Source organism: Burkholderia sp. R-40, assembly GCF_049942845.1.
GTDB lineage: Bacteria > Pseudomonadota > Gammaproteobacteria > Burkholderiales > Burkholderiaceae > Burkholderia > Burkholderia ambifaria.
Map to the genome: position 1 here is coordinate 535,819 of NZ_CP187967.1, position 15,001 is coordinate 550,819.

Sequence of the window (15,001 nt, forward strand, 5' to 3'; positions counted from 1 at the left end):
AGCCAGGAGAACAGGATGGTGTTGGATGAACTGATCAGCGAATTCGATCGCGGCTTGCGCTCGCTGACCGGCATTAGCCGGATGAGCCGCCCGGTGCCCGTGCCGGCGGAGCCGCCCGTCGGCGAACTGACGCCCGCGGAGCGCGCGCATGCCGCCGGGCTGATGCGCGTGAACCATGTCGGCGAGGTCTGTGCGCAGGCGCTTTATCAGGCGCAGAAGCTGACCGCGCGCTCGTCGTCGTCGAAGGCAATGTTCGAGGAAGCCGCGCGCGAAGAGGAGGATCACCTCGCGTGGACCGCGCATCGGCTGAAGGAACTCGATTCGCGTCCGAGCCTGCTCAACCCGCTGTGGTACGCCGGCGCGCTCGCGATCGGCGTCGCTGCCGGCACGCTGGGCGACAAGGTTAGCCTCGGCTTCATGGCGGAGACGGAGCGTCAGGTCGAGAGCCACCTCGACGGGCACCTTTCCGAGTTGCCGGCCACCGACACGGCGTCGCGCGCGATCGTCGAGCAGATGCGGGTCGACGAGGTCAAGCACGGCAAGGCCGCGACCGACGCCGGCGGCATCGAACTGCCGCTGCCCGCGCGCATGCTGATGCGCGCCGCGTCGAAAGTCATGACGCGCACAGCGTACTATCTCTGACATCCGGGGCCGGCGCGACGCACGACGCCGCGCCGGTCCGCAGAGCTCGATACCGCCCGTTTTTTCCGCGTTTTCCCGCCCCCGAAAGTCCCGTCCGCACGCCAGTCTGGCCCGCCTTTCTCACGTATCACCTTCACAAGCTTCCCTAGCCCATTCATTTATAACGGTTTTTGGTATGAGGGGTGGCATGAGCATGTGCGCGTAAGTCCTTGTTCTAACTAACAAAATTCGTCAAAAAAGCGGGCCGCTCCCTTGACCGTGCCAAACCCTTCCTCTAAAGTGGGAGACAGTGTGAGAAAGTGTATTTTTGTGTGATTTGGCGGGCTGTTCGGGCTAAATTCTTGAGCGTTGGGCGGGTGCTTCGGTGCCCTGAACGGGAGAGCGGAAAGTGTTCCAAGGGGCGTCGGCGCTGACGCTCGATGCGAAAGGGCGGATGTCGGTGCCGTCTCGCTATCGCGAAGCGCTGCAAGGACAGGCAGAAGGACGGGTGACTGTGACCAAGCACCCGGACGGCTGCCTGTTGCTGTTTCCGCGCCCCGAATGGGAAGTATTCCGCGCCAAGATCGCCGCGCTGCCGATGGACGCCCATTGGTGGCGGCGGATTTTTCTCGGCAATGCGATGGATGTCGATCTCGACAGCGCGGGCCGGATTCTCGTATCGCCCGAGCTGCGGATGGCAGCCGGACTGGAAAAGGAAGTCATGTTGTTGGGAATGGGTAGTCACTTCGAGCTGTGGGATTCGCAGACCTACATCGCGAAGGAGCAGGCAGCGATGGCGCAGGGCATGCCCGATGCGCTCAAGAACTTTACGTTCTGATTGCGGTGACGGAGACGCCCGCGATGGGAAATGAATTGCAGCATCGGACCGTGCTGTTGGACGAAGCAGTCGAGTCGCTCGTGACGCGGCCGGACGGCATTTATGTCGACGGCACGTTCGGGCGCGGCGGCCATAGCCGCGCGGTACTCGCGCGGCTGGCGGAGGCCGGCCGGCTGATCGCGTTCGACAAGGATCCGAGGGCGATCGAGACGGCGCAGCGCATCGAGGATGCGCGCTTCTCGATCGTGCATGACAGCTTTGCATCGATGCGCGACGCGCTTGCGGCGCGCGGTATCGAGAAGGTGTCGGGTGTGTTGCTGGACCTGGGCGTGTCCTCGCCGCAGGTGGACGATCCGGCGCGCGGCTTCAGCTTTCGCGCCGATGGCCCGCTGGACATGCGAATGGATCCGACGCGTGGGGAGTCGGCGGCCGAATGGCTCGCGCGGGCTTCGGTGCAGGAATTGACGGAGGTGATACGGGATTATGGGGAAGAACGGTTTGCTTTTCAGATTGCAAAGGCGCTTGTTGCTCGCCGGGCAGAGTCCGACCGTCTTGGGCCTCTCGACACCACGGGCGAGCTTGCCCAAATCGTGGGTCACGTCGTCAAAACCCGTGAGAAGGGCAAGGATCCGGCAACCCGCACCTTTCAGGCTATACGGATTCACGTCAATCAAGAGCTTGCGGACCTGCAAGTCGTACTAGACGCGGCATTGTCGTTGCTGGAGCAAGGGGGGCGGCTGGTGGTCATCAGCTTTCATTCACTCGAGGACCGGATCGTCAAGCGATTCATGCAGGCGCACGCGAGTGCGCCCGCGGTCGATCGTCGCCTGCCGATCCGTGCCGTCGACCTCCCGAGCCCGCCGCTCAAGATAATCAGCCGTCAATTCCCGAGCGAAGCGGAAGTCGTCACGAATCCGCGCGCCCGGTCGGCCGTGATGCGCATCGCGGAGCGCGTCACGCCATGAGCCGCTTCAACATCTTCCTGCTGATCATCGTGATGGGTTGCGCGCTGTCGGTCGTCAACTCGACGAACCAGCAGCGCCAGATCTTCATCCAGCTGCAGCGCGCGCAGTCGCAGGAGCGTCAGCTCCAGCAGGACTATGCGCAGCTTCAATATCAGCAGAGCGCGCTGTCGAAGACGTCGCGCATCGAGCAACTCGCGAACGATTCGCTGAAGATGCAGCCGATCACGACGGGCCGCACCCAATACCTGACGCTGCCGCCGGGAGCCGTGAAGGCGATCGACGCGCCGATTCCCGCGTCGGCCGACGCGGCCGCCAAGGGCCACGGAGGCGCGCGATGAAGCCGTCGCAAAAGCGCCAGGACGTGAAATTTTCGTCGAGCCCGGTGCTCGGCGTGCACCTGCCGATGTGGCGCTCGAAACTCGTCGTGTTCATGCTGTTCATGGCGTTCGTCGCGCTCGCCGCGCGGGCGTTCTGGATCCAGGGGCCCGGCAACGCGTTCTATCAGAAGCAGGGCGAAAGCCGCTATCAGCGCACGCTCGAACTGCCCGCCACGCGCGGCAAGATCCTCGACCGTAACGGGCTCGTGCTCGCGACGAGTCTGCCCGTGCGCGCGATCTGGGCGATTCCGGACGCCGTGCCGGACGATCTCGGCGCGGACAAGATCAACCAGCTCGGCAAGCTCCTCGGCATGACGCCGAAGGAACTGCGCGTGAAGCTGTCGGAAGACAAGGGTTTCGTCTACGTGAAGCGCCAGGTGCCGATCGACGTCGCGGACAAGGTTGCCGCGCTCGATATCCCCGGTATCTATCAGCGCAATGAGTACAAGCGCTTTTATCCGGAAGGCGAGATCACCGCGCACCTTATCGGCTTCACGAACGTCGAGGACGAAGGTCAGGAAGGCGTCGAGCTCGGCGACCAGAAGCTGCTGTCCGGCACGTCCGGCGTGCGCCGCGTGATCAAGGACCGGCTGGGGCACATCGTCGAGGACGTCGCCGAACAGGTTCCCCCGCACAACGGGACGGACGTCGGCCTGTCGATCGACAGCAAGATCCAGTACATCGCCTATGCGAACCTGAAGGCCGCCGTCGAGAAGTTCAAGGCGAAGGCTGGCGCGGCGATGGTCGTCGACGTGCGTACCGGCGAAGTGCTCGCGCTCGTCAACTACCCGACGTACAACCCGAACGACCGCTCGCGGATGACGGGCGAGCAGTTGCGCAACCGGATCATGACCGACGTGTTCGAGCCGGGCTCGATCATGAAGCCGTTCACGGTATCGCTCGCGCTCGACCTGCACCGCGTGACGCCGAACACGCTCGTCGAGACGGGCAACGGCCACTTCGTGCTCGACGGCGCGCCGATCACCGACGACGCGGGCTTCGGCACGCTGACGGTCGGCGGCGTGATCCAGAAGTCGAGCAACATCGGCGCGACGAAGATCGCGATGACGATGCGGCCCGAGGAAATGTGGAATATGTATACGAGCATCGGCCTCGGCCAGGCGCCGAAGGTCGGGTTCCCGGGCGCGGTAGCCGGCCGCCTGCGTCCGTGGAAGAGCTGGCGCCGCATCGAGCAGGCCACGATGTCGTACGGCTATGGCCTGTCGGTGTCGCTGTTCCAGCTCGCACGCGCGTACACGGCGATCGCGCACGACGGCGAGCTGATGCCCGTGACCATTTTCAAGACCGACCCCAATCAGCCGATCGCCGGCACGCAGGTGTTCAACCCGACCACCGCCCGCGAAGTACGCGCGATGCTCGAGACGGTCGTCGCGCCGGGCGGTACGTCGCCGGACGCCGCCGTGCCGGGCTATCGCGTCGGCGGCAAGAGCGGTACCGCGTACAAGCATGAAGGCCACGGCTATACGCGCAAGTACCGCGCGTCGTTCGTCGGGATGGCGCCGATGCCGAATCCGCGCATCGTCGTCGCGGTGTCGGTCGACGAACCGACCGCCGGCAGCCACTTCGGCGGCCAGGTGTCCGGCCCCGTATTCTCGGCGATCGCCGGCGATACGATGCGCGCGCTGAACGTGCCGCCGAACATGCCGATCAAGCAGCTGGTCGTGTCCGACGACGCACCGGGCGCACCCGCGAAGCCGGGTCCGCAAAAGCTCGCCGCGGGTAGCGGTGCGAAGCATATGATCGTATCCAGCACGACACGTAATTCACCAGGAGTTGTTCGATGAGCGCCGCTCGCAGTTCCCATCCGGCGCATCAGCAGATCGCAGCCGCGCTTGCGTGGCTGCGCCAGCATGTGGCCCCCGCGGCGCAACTGCATGCCGACACGCGCAGCCTGCGGGCCGGCGACGTGTTTCTCGGCTATGCGGTCGACGGCGCAGACAATCGCGCCTTCATTGCCGATGCCGTCGCGCGTGGCGCGGCCGCCGTGCTGTATCAGCCGGAAGGCCTCGCGGCCGCGCCGGCCGTGCCCGTCGCACTCGCGGTGCCGGCGCTCGACCAACTGGCCGGCGAGATCTCCAGCGGCTGGTACGGCGACCCGAGCGACAGCCTGCTCGCAATCGGCGTGACCGGTACGAACGGCAAGACGTCGTGCACGCAATGGATCGCCGCCGCGCTGACGGCGCTGCACCAGCCGTGCGCGGTGATCGGCACGCTCGGCAGCGGCATGCACGGGCATCTGGTGCCGACCGGCTTCACGACGCCGGACGCGCCGCAGCTGCAGCGCAGCCTCGCGCAGCTGCACGACGCGGGCGCGAAGGCCGTCGCGATGGAAGTGTCGTCGCACGCGCTGCATCAGGGCCGCGTGAACGGCACGGCATTCGACATCGCCGTGTTCACGAACCTCACCCAGGACCACCTCGACTATCACGGCACGTTCGACGCGTATGAAGCCGCGAAGGCGAAGCTGTTCGCGTGGCGCGGCCTGCGCGCGGCGGTCGTCAATCGCGACGACGCAGCCGGCCGCCGGCTGCTCGAGAAGCTGGCCGGCCGCGTGCGTACGATCGCATACGGAATCGGCGACACGCAGGCGCCCGACGCCGATCGCGAGCTGGTCGCGCTCGACGTGCGCGCCACCGCCACGGGCACGGCATTCCACCTGCGTTCGTCGTGGGGCGACGCGGACGTCGAGGTCGGCACGCTTGGCGTGTTCAACGTCAGCAACCTGCTCGCGGTGCTCGGCTCGCTGCTCGCGGCCGACGTGCCGTTCGACGCGGCGGTCGCGGAGATCGCACGGCTCGAGTCCGTCAATGGCCGCATGCAGCGTCTGGGCGGCCGGCTGCAGAACGACGAACCGCTCGTCGTGATCGACTATGCGCATACGCCCGATGCGCTCGAGAAGACGCTCGACGCGTTGCGCCCGATCGCGGCCGCGCGCGGCGGCCGGCTCGTGTGCATGTTCGGCTGCGGCGGCGATCGCGATGCGACGAAGCGCCCGCTGATGGGCGCGATCGCCGAGCGGCTCGCCGACGAAGTCGTCGTCACGAGCGACAACCCGCGCAGCGAAGATCCGCAGCGCATCATCGACCAGGTCATCGCGGGCATGACGGCGCCCGATCACGCGCGCCGCATCGAGGATCGCGCAAGCGCGATTCTGCAGGCCGTGCGCGGCGCCGCCCGCGAGGACGTCGTCGTGCTGGCCGGCAAGGGGCACGAGGCGACGCAGGAAATCATGGGCAAGAAGCGCGCGTTCTCCGATCAGGATCACGCGCGGCTCGCGCTCGCTGCACGCGCGACGCACGTCAAGGGAGGCGGCGAATGACGATGCTCAGTCTCGGCGAAGCCGCCCGCCTGATCCCCGGCGCCACCGTGCACGGCGATCCGGACACGACGTTCGAGCGCGTGTCGACGGACAGCCGCACGGTCGGCCCGGGCGACTTGTTCGTCGCGCTGAAGGGAGACCGCTTCGACGCGCACGACTTCCTGGGCGACGTGGCCGCGCGTGGCGCAGCCGCGGCGCTCGTCGCGCACGTGCCGGCGGGTCTCGCGATGCCGGTCGTCGAGGGCGGTGAAACGCGTGCCGCGCTCGGCGCGCTCGCGCACGGCTGGCGCAAGCGCTTCGCGGTGCCGCTCGTCGCGGTGACGGGCAGCAACGGCAAGACGACCGTCAAGGAAATGATCGCGTCGATCTTCGCGGCGGCAGTCGGCGCCGACGCGCGACTGGCGACGGCCGGCAACCTGAACAACGACATCGGCGTGCCGCTGACGCTGCTGCGCCTGTCCGGCGCGCATCGCGTCGCGGTGATCGAACTCGGGATGAACCATCCGGGCGAGACCGAAGTCCTCGCGCGCCTCGCGGCACCGACCGTCGCGCTCGTCAACAACGCGCAGCGCGAGCACCAGGAATTCATGGCTACCGTCGAAGCCGTTGCGCTCGAGCACGCGGCCGTGATCCACGCGCTGACGCCGGACGGCGTCGCGGTGTTCCCGGCCGACGATGCGTACGCGAGCATCTGGCGCGTCGCGGCGACCGGCAACCCGATCCTCGATTTCGCGCTGCACGATGCCGAACGGCAGGTCGAAGCGCAGGTCACGGGTCGCCTGCACGGCGGCGAGCTTGCGATCGACACGCCGTCGGGCGCGGTGAAGGTGCGCCTGCGCGCGCTCGGCGAGCACAACGCACGCAACGCATTGGCGGCGGCGGCGGCGGCGCTCGCGGCCGGTATCGAACTGGCCGCGATCAAGCAGGGCCTCGAATCGTTCGAGCCGGTCAAGGGGCGTCTGCAGGTCCGCCAGGCGGACGTCGGCAGCCTCGCGGGCGCGACGGTCGTCGATGACACCTACAACGCGAACCCCGACTCGATGCGCGCGGCGATCGACGTGCTGGCCGCGCAACCGGCGCCGCGCGTGCTGGTGATCGGCGACATGGGCGAGGTCGGCGACGAAGGCCCGGCATTCCACCGCGAGATCGGCGCGTATGCGCGCGAGCGCGGCATCGATGCGCTGTTCGCGCTCGGCGACGCATCGCGCGATGCGTGCACGGCGTACGGCGACACGGCCCGCCATTTCGGCGACGTCGGCGCGCTGGTGGCGGCGTTGCTCGCGGCGGGCTACGGTGCGCAGGCGACGGTGCTCGTGAAGGGCTCGCGGTACATGAAGATGGAGCGCGTGGTCGACGCGCTGACGAACCAATCCGCGGCGGGCACGGTGCCCGCCGCACACTGAGTAGAAGGAAGGAAGCATGCTGCTGGCGCTGGCGCAATGGCTGCAGGGCGACGCAAGCTTTTTGCGCTTGTTCACGTACCTGACGTTCCGTGCGGTGATGGCCACCATCACCGCGCTCGGGATCGGGCTCGTGTGCGGACCGTGGGTGATCCGCAAGCTGACGCAAATGAAGGTCGGGCAGGCCGTGCGCAAGGATGGCCCGCAGAGCCACCTCGTGAAGTCCGGCACGCCGACGATGGGCGGCGTGCTGATCCTGATCGGCATCGCGGTCGCGACGCTGCTGTGGGGCGACCTGACCAACCGTTTCATCTGGATCGTGATGCTCGTCACGTTCGGTTTCGGCGTGATCGGCTGGGTCGATGACTATCGCAAGGTCGTCTACAAGGATCCGCGCGGGATGTCGTCGCGCGAAAAGTATTTCTGGCAATCGGTGATCGGGCTGTTCGCGGCGGTCTACCTGGCATTCAGCGTGTCCGAGGCGAACAACGTGCGCGTGTTCGACCTGTTCATGGCGTGGGTGCGCAGCGGCCTGTCGATGGGGCTGCCCGCGCGTGCCGACCTGATGCTGCCGTTCCTGAAATCGATCAGCTACCCGCTGGGCGTGTGGGGCTTCATCGTGCTGACCTACTTCGTGATCGTCGGCGCGAGCAACGCGGTGAACCTCACCGACGGCCTCGACGGCCTCGTGATCATGCCGGTCGTGCTGGTCGGCGGGTCGCTCGGCGTGTTCGCGTACGTGATGGGCAGCTCGGTCTATTCGAAATATCTGCTGTTCCCGCACATTCCGGGCGCGGGCGAACTGCTGATCTTCTGTTCGGCGATGGGCGGGGCAGGGCTCGCGTTCCTCTGGTACAACACGCACCCCGCGCAGGTGTTCATGGGCGACGTCGGCGCACTGGCGCTCGGCGGCGCGCTCGGCACGGTCGCGGTGATCGTGCGCCAGGAAATCGTGCTGTTCATCATGGGCGGCATCTTCGTCGCGGAAACGCTGTCGGTGATGTTGCAGGTGTCGTGGTTCAAGTACACGAAGAAGCGTTACGGCGAAGGGCGGCGCCTGCTGAAGATGGCGCCGCTGCATCACCATTTCGAATTGTCCGGCTGGAAGGAAACGCAGGTGGTGGTGCGTTTCTGGATCATCACGCTGATGCTGTGCCTGTTCGGTCTGTCCACCCTCAAGTTGCGGTAAAGGAAAGGTAAAAGGATGTCTGGCGAGATGTTTGGAGATCGGCAGCGGCCGATGGTGCTCGTACTGGGGCTCGGGGAATCGGGCCTCGCGATCGCGCGATGGTGCGCGAGGCACGGGTGCCGGCTGCGTATTGCCGATACCCGCGAGGCGCCGCCTAACCTTGCCGCGCTGCAGGCCGAAGGCATCGATGCCGAGTTCGTCGGCGGGCCGTTCACGCCCGCGCTGCTCGACGGCGGTGTCGAGATCGTCGGCCTGAGCCCTGGCCTGTCGCCGCTCGAACCGGCACTCGCCGCGCTGATCGCAGCCGCGAACGAGCGCGCGATCGCGGTGTGGGGCGAGCTCGAATTCTTCGCGCAGGCGCTGCGCGCGCTCGGCACGAGCGGCTACCAGCCGAAGGTGCTCGCGATTACCGGCACCAACGGCAAGACCACGACGACGAACCTCACCGGCCTGCTGTGCCAGCGTTCGGGCAAGAAGGTCGCCGTCGCCGGCAACATCAGCCCGGCGATGCTCGACCGGCTCGCGGGCGCGATCGACGAGACGGCGCTGCCTGACGTATGGGTGCTCGAACTGTCGAGCTTCCAGCTCGAGACGGCGCGCACGTTCGCGCCCGATGCGGCCGCGATTCTCAACATCACGCAGGATCACCTCGACTGGCATGGCAGCTTCGACGCGTATGCGGCGGCGAAGGGCCGGATCTTCGGCGCGACGACGACGCGCGTGCTCAATCGCGACGATGCGGCCGTGATGAAGTTCGCGCCGGCCGTCGGCGCGGCCGATGCGGCGCGCACGGTCACGTTCGGCCTGAACGAACCGGCGCAGCAGGGTGACTACGGCCTGTCGCGCGACAACGGCATCGCGTGGCTGGTCGAGGCGGTCGACCGCGACGCGCCGGACGAGACGACGAGCCGCCGGCGCAAGCGCGACGGCGCGCATACGCCTGACATCGCGCAAAAGCGCCTGATGCCGGCCGACGCGCTGCGCATCCGCGGGCTGCACAACGCGGCGAACGCGCTGGCCGCGTTCGCGCTCGCGCGTGCGATCGACCTGCCGGCCGCGCCGCTGCTGCACGCGCTGCGCGAATATCGCGGCGAAGCGCATCGTGTCGAAGTGGTCGCGACGATCGACGACGTGGACTACGTCGACGACAGCAAGGGAACGAACGTCGGCGCGACGGTGGCCGCGCTCGACGGGCTCGCGCAGAAGATCGTGCTGATCGCGGGCGGTGACGGCAAGGGGCAGGATTTCGCGCCGCTGGTCGCGCCGGTCGCGCGGTGGTGCCGCGCGGTGATGCTGATCGGCCGCGATGCGCCGGCGATCCGCGACATGCTCGCCGAGACGGGCGTGCCGCTTGCCGACCATACGACGCTCGAGGCGGCGGTGCATGCGGCGGCCGAGCTCGCGGAGCCGGGCGACGCGGTGCTGCTGTCGCCCGCTTGCGCGAGCCTCGACATGTTCAGGAACTACGCCCACCGCGCTGACGTGTTCCGCGCGGCCGTGGACGAAATCGCCATCGACAAAGGAGCGACGACATGAGCTGGTCCGATCGCCTCGTCTCCCGTTTCAACGACCGGCGCGGCACCGGCGGCAATGCCGCGGGCGGCCGCGTCGCGTCGGCCACGCGCGCCGCGACGGGCGGTCTCGCCAGCGTCGTCAACGGCGTGCGGCCGAGCCGCTCGCGGATGCTCGATTTCGACTACTCGCTGCTGTGGGTCGCGATCGCGCTGCTCGGGCTCGGCGTCGTGATGGTGTATTCGGCGTCGATCGCGATGCCCGATTCGCCGAAATACGCGGCGTATCACGATTACGCGTTCCTGATGCGTCACTGCGTGTCGCTCGGCGTCGCGTTCATCGCGGCGGTGATCGCGTTCCGCGTACCGGTGTCGACGTGGGATAAATACGCGCCGCATCTCTTCCTGATCGCACTCGTCGGGCTCGTGATCGTGCTGATTCCGCACGTCGGCAAGGGCGTGAACGGCGCGCGCCGCTGGATTCCGCTCGGCATCACGAACATGCAGCCGTCGGAAATCATGAAGCTCGCGGTGACGATCTACGCGGCGAACTACACGGTGCGCAAGCAGGAATACATGCAGAGCTTCGCGAAGGGCTTTCTGCCGATGGCGTTCGCGGTCGGTCTCGTCGGCGCGCTGCTGCTGCTCGAGCCGGACATGGGCGCGTTCATGGTGGTCGCCGCGATCGCGATGGGCGTGCTGTTCCTCGGCGGCGTGAACGGCAAGCTGTTCGGCGGCCTCGTCGCGACGGCGGTCGGCACGTTCACGATGCTCGTGTGGCTGTCGCCGTGGCGTCGCGAGCGGATCTTCGCGTATCTCGATCCGTGGGACGAACGCTACGCGCAGGGCAAGGCATACCAGCTCACGCACTCGCTGATCGCGTTCGGCCGCGGCGAGTGGTTCGGCGTCGGCCTCGGCGGCAGCGTCGAGAAGCTGAACTACCTGCCGGAAGCGCATACCGACTTCATCCTCGCGGTGATCGGCGAGGAACTTGGCTTCATCGGCGTGCTGGTCGTGATCCTGCTGTTCTACTGGATCGTGCGCCGCGCGTTCGAGATCGGCCGCCAGGCGCTCGCGCTCGACCGCACGTTCGCGGGCCTGACGGCGAAGGGCATCGGCATCTGGTTCGGTGCGCAGACGTTCATCAACATGGGCGTGAACCTCGGCCTGCTGCCGACCAAGGGCCTGACACTGCCGCTCGTGAGCTACGGCGGCTCGGGCATTCTGCTGAATTGCGTCGCGCTCGCGGTGCTGCTGCGGGTCGATTATGAAAATCGCGTGCTGATGCGGGGAGGGAAGGTATGACCGCGTCGCGACGCACGCTGATGGTGATGGCAGGCGGCACCGGGGGCCACGTGTTCCCGGGGCTCGCTGTCGCGCACCGGATGGAAGCGGCGGGCTGGCGCGTCGTATGGCTCGGCAATCCGGCCGGGATGGAAGCGACGCTCGTGCCGAAACACGGCATTCCGATGGAATACGTGCGCTTCGGCGGGCTGCGCGGCAAGGGCCTGAAGACCAAGCTGACGCTGCCGTTCAACCTGCTGCGCGCGTGCTGGCAGAGCCTCGGCGCATTGCGCCGTGTGCGGCCCGACGTCGTGCTCGGGATGGGCGGCTACATCACGTTCCCGGCGGGCGTGATGGCCGCGCTGTCGGGCCGTCCGCTCGTGCTGCACGAGCAGAATTCGATTGCCGGCCTCGCGAACAAGGTGCTCGCGAAATTCGCGAAGCGCGTGCTCGTCGCGTTCCCCGGCGCACTGCCGCACGCGGAATGGACCGGCAACCCGATTCGCGCGGAACTTGCGCGCACGGAAACGCCCCAAGCACGCTATGCATCGCGCAGCGGCCCGCTGAACCTGCTGGTGGTCGGCGGCAGCCTGGGCGCGGCCGCACTGAACGAAGTCGTGCCGCGCGCGCTGGCGCTACTGGCGCCGGGCGAGCGCCCGCGCGTCGTGCACCAGGCCGGCGCGAAGCACATCGACGCGCTGAAGGCGAATTACGAAGCGGCCGGTTTCGCGGGCGGCGACGCCGTGCGGCTCGTGCCGTTCATCGACGACATGGCGAGCGCGTACGCGGCAGCGGATCTCGTGATCTGCCGTTCCGGCGCGATGACGGTGTCGGAGATCGCGGCGGTGGGCGTGGCGGCGCTGTTCGTGCCGTTCCCGTACGCGGTCGACGATCACCAGACGACCAACGCCGCGTTCCTCGCCGATGCGGGCGCGGCGGTGCTGGTGCAACAACGCGACCTGTCGGCGGAGTTGCTCGCCGACTGGCTGCGCAGCCAGTCGCGTGCATCGCTCGCGGACATGGCGGAACGTTCGCGCTCGCTGGCCAAGCCCGAGGCAACCGACGAAGTCGCGCGCATCTGCGCGACGGTGGCCGGCGCGAACCTGGAAGAAATCAAATGAAACACATCGTCAAACAGATTCATTTCGTCGGGATCGGCGGCGCGGGCATGAGCGGCATCGCCGAAGTGCTCGTCAACCTCGGCTACGAGGTCAGCGGCTCGGACCTGTCGCGCAACGCGGTGACCGATCGTCTCGAGGCGCTCGGCGCGCGGATCTCGATCGGCCACGACGCGGCGAACATCGCGGGCGCGAACGCGGTCGTCGTGTCGACGGCCGTGCGCTCGGACAATCCCGAAGTACTGGCCGCACGGCACCAGGGCGTGCCGATCGTGCAGCGCGCGGTGATGCTCGCGGAGCTGATGCGCCTGAAGCAGGGGATCGCGATTGCCGGCACGCACGGCAAGACCACGACGACGAGCCTCGTCGCGAGCGTGCTCGCGGCGGGCGGCCTCGATCCGACCTTCGTGATCGGCGGCCGGCTGATCAGCGCCGGCGCGAACGCGCGGCTCGGCACGGGCGACTTCATCGTCGCCGAGGCCGACGAGTCGGACGCGTCGTTCCTGAACCTGTATCCGGTGATCGAAGTCATCACGAACATCGACGCCGACCACATGGACACCTACGGCCACGATTTCGCGCGGCTCAAGCAGGCGTTCATCGAATTCACGCAGCGCCTGCCGTTCTACGGCAGCGCGGTCGTGTGCGTCGACGATCCGAACGTGCGGCAGATCATCCCGTTCATCTCGAAGCCGGTCGTGCGCTACGGCCTGTCGCCGGATGCGCAGGTGCGCGCCGAAGACATCGACGCGCGCGACGGCCGCATGCACTTCACGGTGATCCGCGAAGGTCGTGCGCCGCTCGCGGTGGTGCTGAACCTGCCGGGCCTGCACAACGTGCAGAACGCGCTCGCGGCGATCGCGATTGCGACCGATCTCGGCGTGTCGGACGACGCGATCCAGCAGGCGCTGGCGGAATTCAACGGCGTCGGCCGACGCTTTCAGCGCTACGGCGAGGTGCCGAGCGCGGACGGCGGCCAGTACACGCTGATCGACGACTACGGCCACCACCCGGTCGAGATGGCCGCGACGGTCGCGGCCGCGCGCGGCGCGTTTCCGGGCCGCCGCCTCGTGCTGGCGTTCCAGCCGCACCGCTACACGCGCACGCGCGACTGTTTCGACGACTTCGTCAACGTGCTGTCGACGGTCGACGCGCTGGTGCTGACGGAAGTCTATGCCGCGGGCGAAGCGGCGATCGCGACGGCCAACGGCGATGCGCTGTCGCGTGCGCTGCGTGCGGTGGGGAAGGTCGACCCGGTGTTCGTCGCGTCGGTCGACGACGTGCCGGACGCACTGGCGGGGGTCGCCCGGAACGGCGACGTGGTGATCACGATGGGCGCGGGTTCGATCGGCGGCGTGCCGGCGAAGATCGTGCAACACATTCAACAGAAGGCATGACATGAGCGGGATCGATCCGAAACGTTTCGGCAAGGTGGCAGTGTTGTTCGGCGGCGAATCCGCCGAGCGCGAGGTGTCGCTCACCTCGGGCCGCCTCGTGCTGCAGGGCCTGCGCGACGCGGGCATCGACGCGCATCCGTTCGACCCGGCCGAGCGGCCGCTGTCGGCGCTGAAGGATGAAGGCTTCGTGCGCGCGTTCAACGCGCTGCACGGCGGCTATGGCGAGAACGGCCAGATCCAGGGCGCGCTCGATTTCTACGGGATCCGCTACACGGGCAGCGGCGTGCTCGGCTCGGCGCTCGGCCTCGACAAGTTCCGCACGAAGCTCGTGTGGCAGCAGACGGGCGTGCCGACGCCGCCGTTCGAGACGGTGATGCGCGGCGACGACTACGCTGCGCGCGCGACGGACATCGTGGCGAAGCTCGGCCTGCCGCTGTTCGTGAAGCCGGCGAGCGAAGGCTCGAGCGTCGCGGTGCTGAAGGTCAAGACGGCCGACGCGTTGCCCGCCGCACTGTCGGAAGCCGCGACGCACGACAAGATCGTGATCGTCGAGAAGAGCATCGAAGGCGGCGGCGAATACACCGCGTGCATCGCCGGCGATCTCGACCTCCCGCTGATCAAGATCGTGCCGGCGGGCGAGTTCTACGACTACCACGCGAAGTATGTCGCCAACGATACGCAGTACCTGATTCCGTGCGGGCTGCCGGCGGAGCAGGAAACCGAACTGAAGCGCATCGCGCGCCGCGCGTTCGACGTGCTCGGCTGCACCGACTGGGGCCGCGCGGATTTCATGCTCGACGCCGCTGGCAACGCGTATTTCCTGGAAGTGAACACGGCCCCCGGGATGACCGACCATTCGCTGCCGCCGAAGGCCGCGCGCTCGATCGGCATCAGCTATTCGGAGCTGGTCGTGAAGGTGCTGGCGCTTACGCTCAACGACTGACGCAGGAACGGAACGACG

At 67.6% G+C, this 15,001-nt stretch carries 13 protein-coding genes; all 13 read left to right on the forward strand.

The features are described from left to right. Window positions 1–15: 15 nt before the first annotated feature. Complete coding sequence (gene coq7 / locus ACP26O_RS02475; protein ID WP_175665356.1) at window positions 16–642, forward strand: 2-polyprenyl-3-methyl-6-methoxy-1,4-benzoquinone monooxygenase; 627 nt, start codon at window positions 16–18, stop codon at window positions 640–642. Window positions 643–1,030: 388 nt separating this feature from the next. Then, on the forward strand, window positions 1,031–1,459 hold the full coding sequence (mraZ, locus tag ACP26O_RS02480; RefSeq protein ID WP_006752433.1) for a division/cell wall cluster transcriptional repressor MraZ: 429 nt from the start codon (window positions 1,031–1,033) through the stop codon (window positions 1,457–1,459). Window positions 1,460–1,482: 23 nt separating this feature from the next. Then, window positions 1,483–2,424, forward strand: coding sequence for a 16S rRNA (cytosine(1402)-N(4))-methyltransferase RsmH (gene rsmH, locus ACP26O_RS02485; protein WP_175665355.1), 942 nt, complete (start codon window positions 1,483–1,485; stop codon window positions 2,422–2,424). Continuing rightward, a complete protein-coding gene (gene ftsL / locus ACP26O_RS02490; RefSeq protein ID WP_011655887.1) occupies window positions 2,421–2,762 on the forward strand; it encodes a cell division protein FtsL in 342 nt (113 codons plus the stop codon). The genes rsmH and ftsL overlap by 4 nt, the downstream gene beginning before the upstream one ends. Continuing rightward, on the forward strand, window positions 2,759–4,606 hold the full coding sequence (locus ACP26O_RS02495; protein WP_105834670.1) for a peptidoglycan D,D-transpeptidase FtsI family protein: 1,848 nt from the start codon (window positions 2,759–2,761) through the stop codon (window positions 4,604–4,606). The genes ftsL and ACP26O_RS02495 overlap by 4 nt, the downstream gene beginning before the upstream one ends. Beyond that, window positions 4,603–6,141 carry a UDP-N-acetylmuramoyl-L-alanyl-D-glutamate--2,6-diaminopimelate ligase gene (locus ACP26O_RS02500; RefSeq protein ID WP_175665354.1) on the forward strand — a complete coding sequence of 513 codons (1,539 nt, stop codon included), beginning with the start codon at window positions 4,603–4,605 and terminating at the stop codon, window positions 6,139–6,141. Before ACP26O_RS02495 ends, ACP26O_RS02500 begins: the two co-directional genes overlap by 4 nt. After that, a complete protein-coding gene (locus ACP26O_RS02505; RefSeq protein WP_175665353.1) occupies window positions 6,138–7,544 on the forward strand; it encodes a UDP-N-acetylmuramoyl-tripeptide--D-alanyl-D-alanine ligase in 1,407 nt (468 codons plus the stop codon). Before ACP26O_RS02500 ends, ACP26O_RS02505 begins: the two co-directional genes overlap by 4 nt. A gap of 16 nt (window positions 7,545–7,560) precedes the next feature. Then, window positions 7,561–8,730, forward strand: a complete 1,170-nt coding sequence (gene mraY / locus ACP26O_RS02510; RefSeq protein ID WP_006752439.1) for a phospho-N-acetylmuramoyl-pentapeptide-transferase — start codon at window positions 7,561–7,563, stop codon at window positions 8,728–8,730. Window positions 8,731–8,757: 27 nt separating this feature from the next. Beyond that, window positions 8,758–10,266 (forward strand): UDP-N-acetylmuramoyl-L-alanine--D-glutamate ligase, encoded by a 1,509-nt coding sequence (gene murD / locus ACP26O_RS02515; RefSeq protein WP_175665352.1) that lies wholly within the window; start codon window positions 8,758–8,760, stop codon window positions 10,264–10,266. After that, window positions 10,263–11,546 (forward strand): putative lipid II flippase FtsW, encoded by a 1,284-nt coding sequence (gene ftsW / locus ACP26O_RS02520; protein WP_175665351.1) that lies wholly within the window; start codon window positions 10,263–10,265, stop codon window positions 11,544–11,546. The genes murD and ftsW overlap by 4 nt, the downstream gene beginning before the upstream one ends. After that, window positions 11,543–12,646 carry an undecaprenyldiphospho-muramoylpentapeptide beta-N-acetylglucosaminyltransferase gene (gene murG / locus ACP26O_RS02525; protein WP_011655892.1) on the forward strand — a complete coding sequence of 368 codons (1,104 nt, stop codon included), beginning with the start codon at window positions 11,543–11,545 and terminating at the stop codon, window positions 12,644–12,646. Before ftsW ends, murG begins: the two co-directional genes overlap by 4 nt. Then, window positions 12,643–14,040 carry a UDP-N-acetylmuramate--L-alanine ligase gene (gene murC / locus ACP26O_RS02530; RefSeq protein WP_175661554.1) on the forward strand — a complete coding sequence of 466 codons (1,398 nt, stop codon included), beginning with the start codon at window positions 12,643–12,645 and terminating at the stop codon, window positions 14,038–14,040. The genes murG and murC overlap by 4 nt, the downstream gene beginning before the upstream one ends. A 1-nt stretch (window position 14,041) precedes the next feature. After that, complete coding sequence (locus ACP26O_RS02535) at window positions 14,042–14,983, forward strand: D-alanine--D-alanine ligase (RefSeq protein WP_011655894.1); 942 nt, start codon at window positions 14,042–14,044, stop codon at window positions 14,981–14,983. Window positions 14,984–15,001 lie beyond the last annotated feature (18 nt).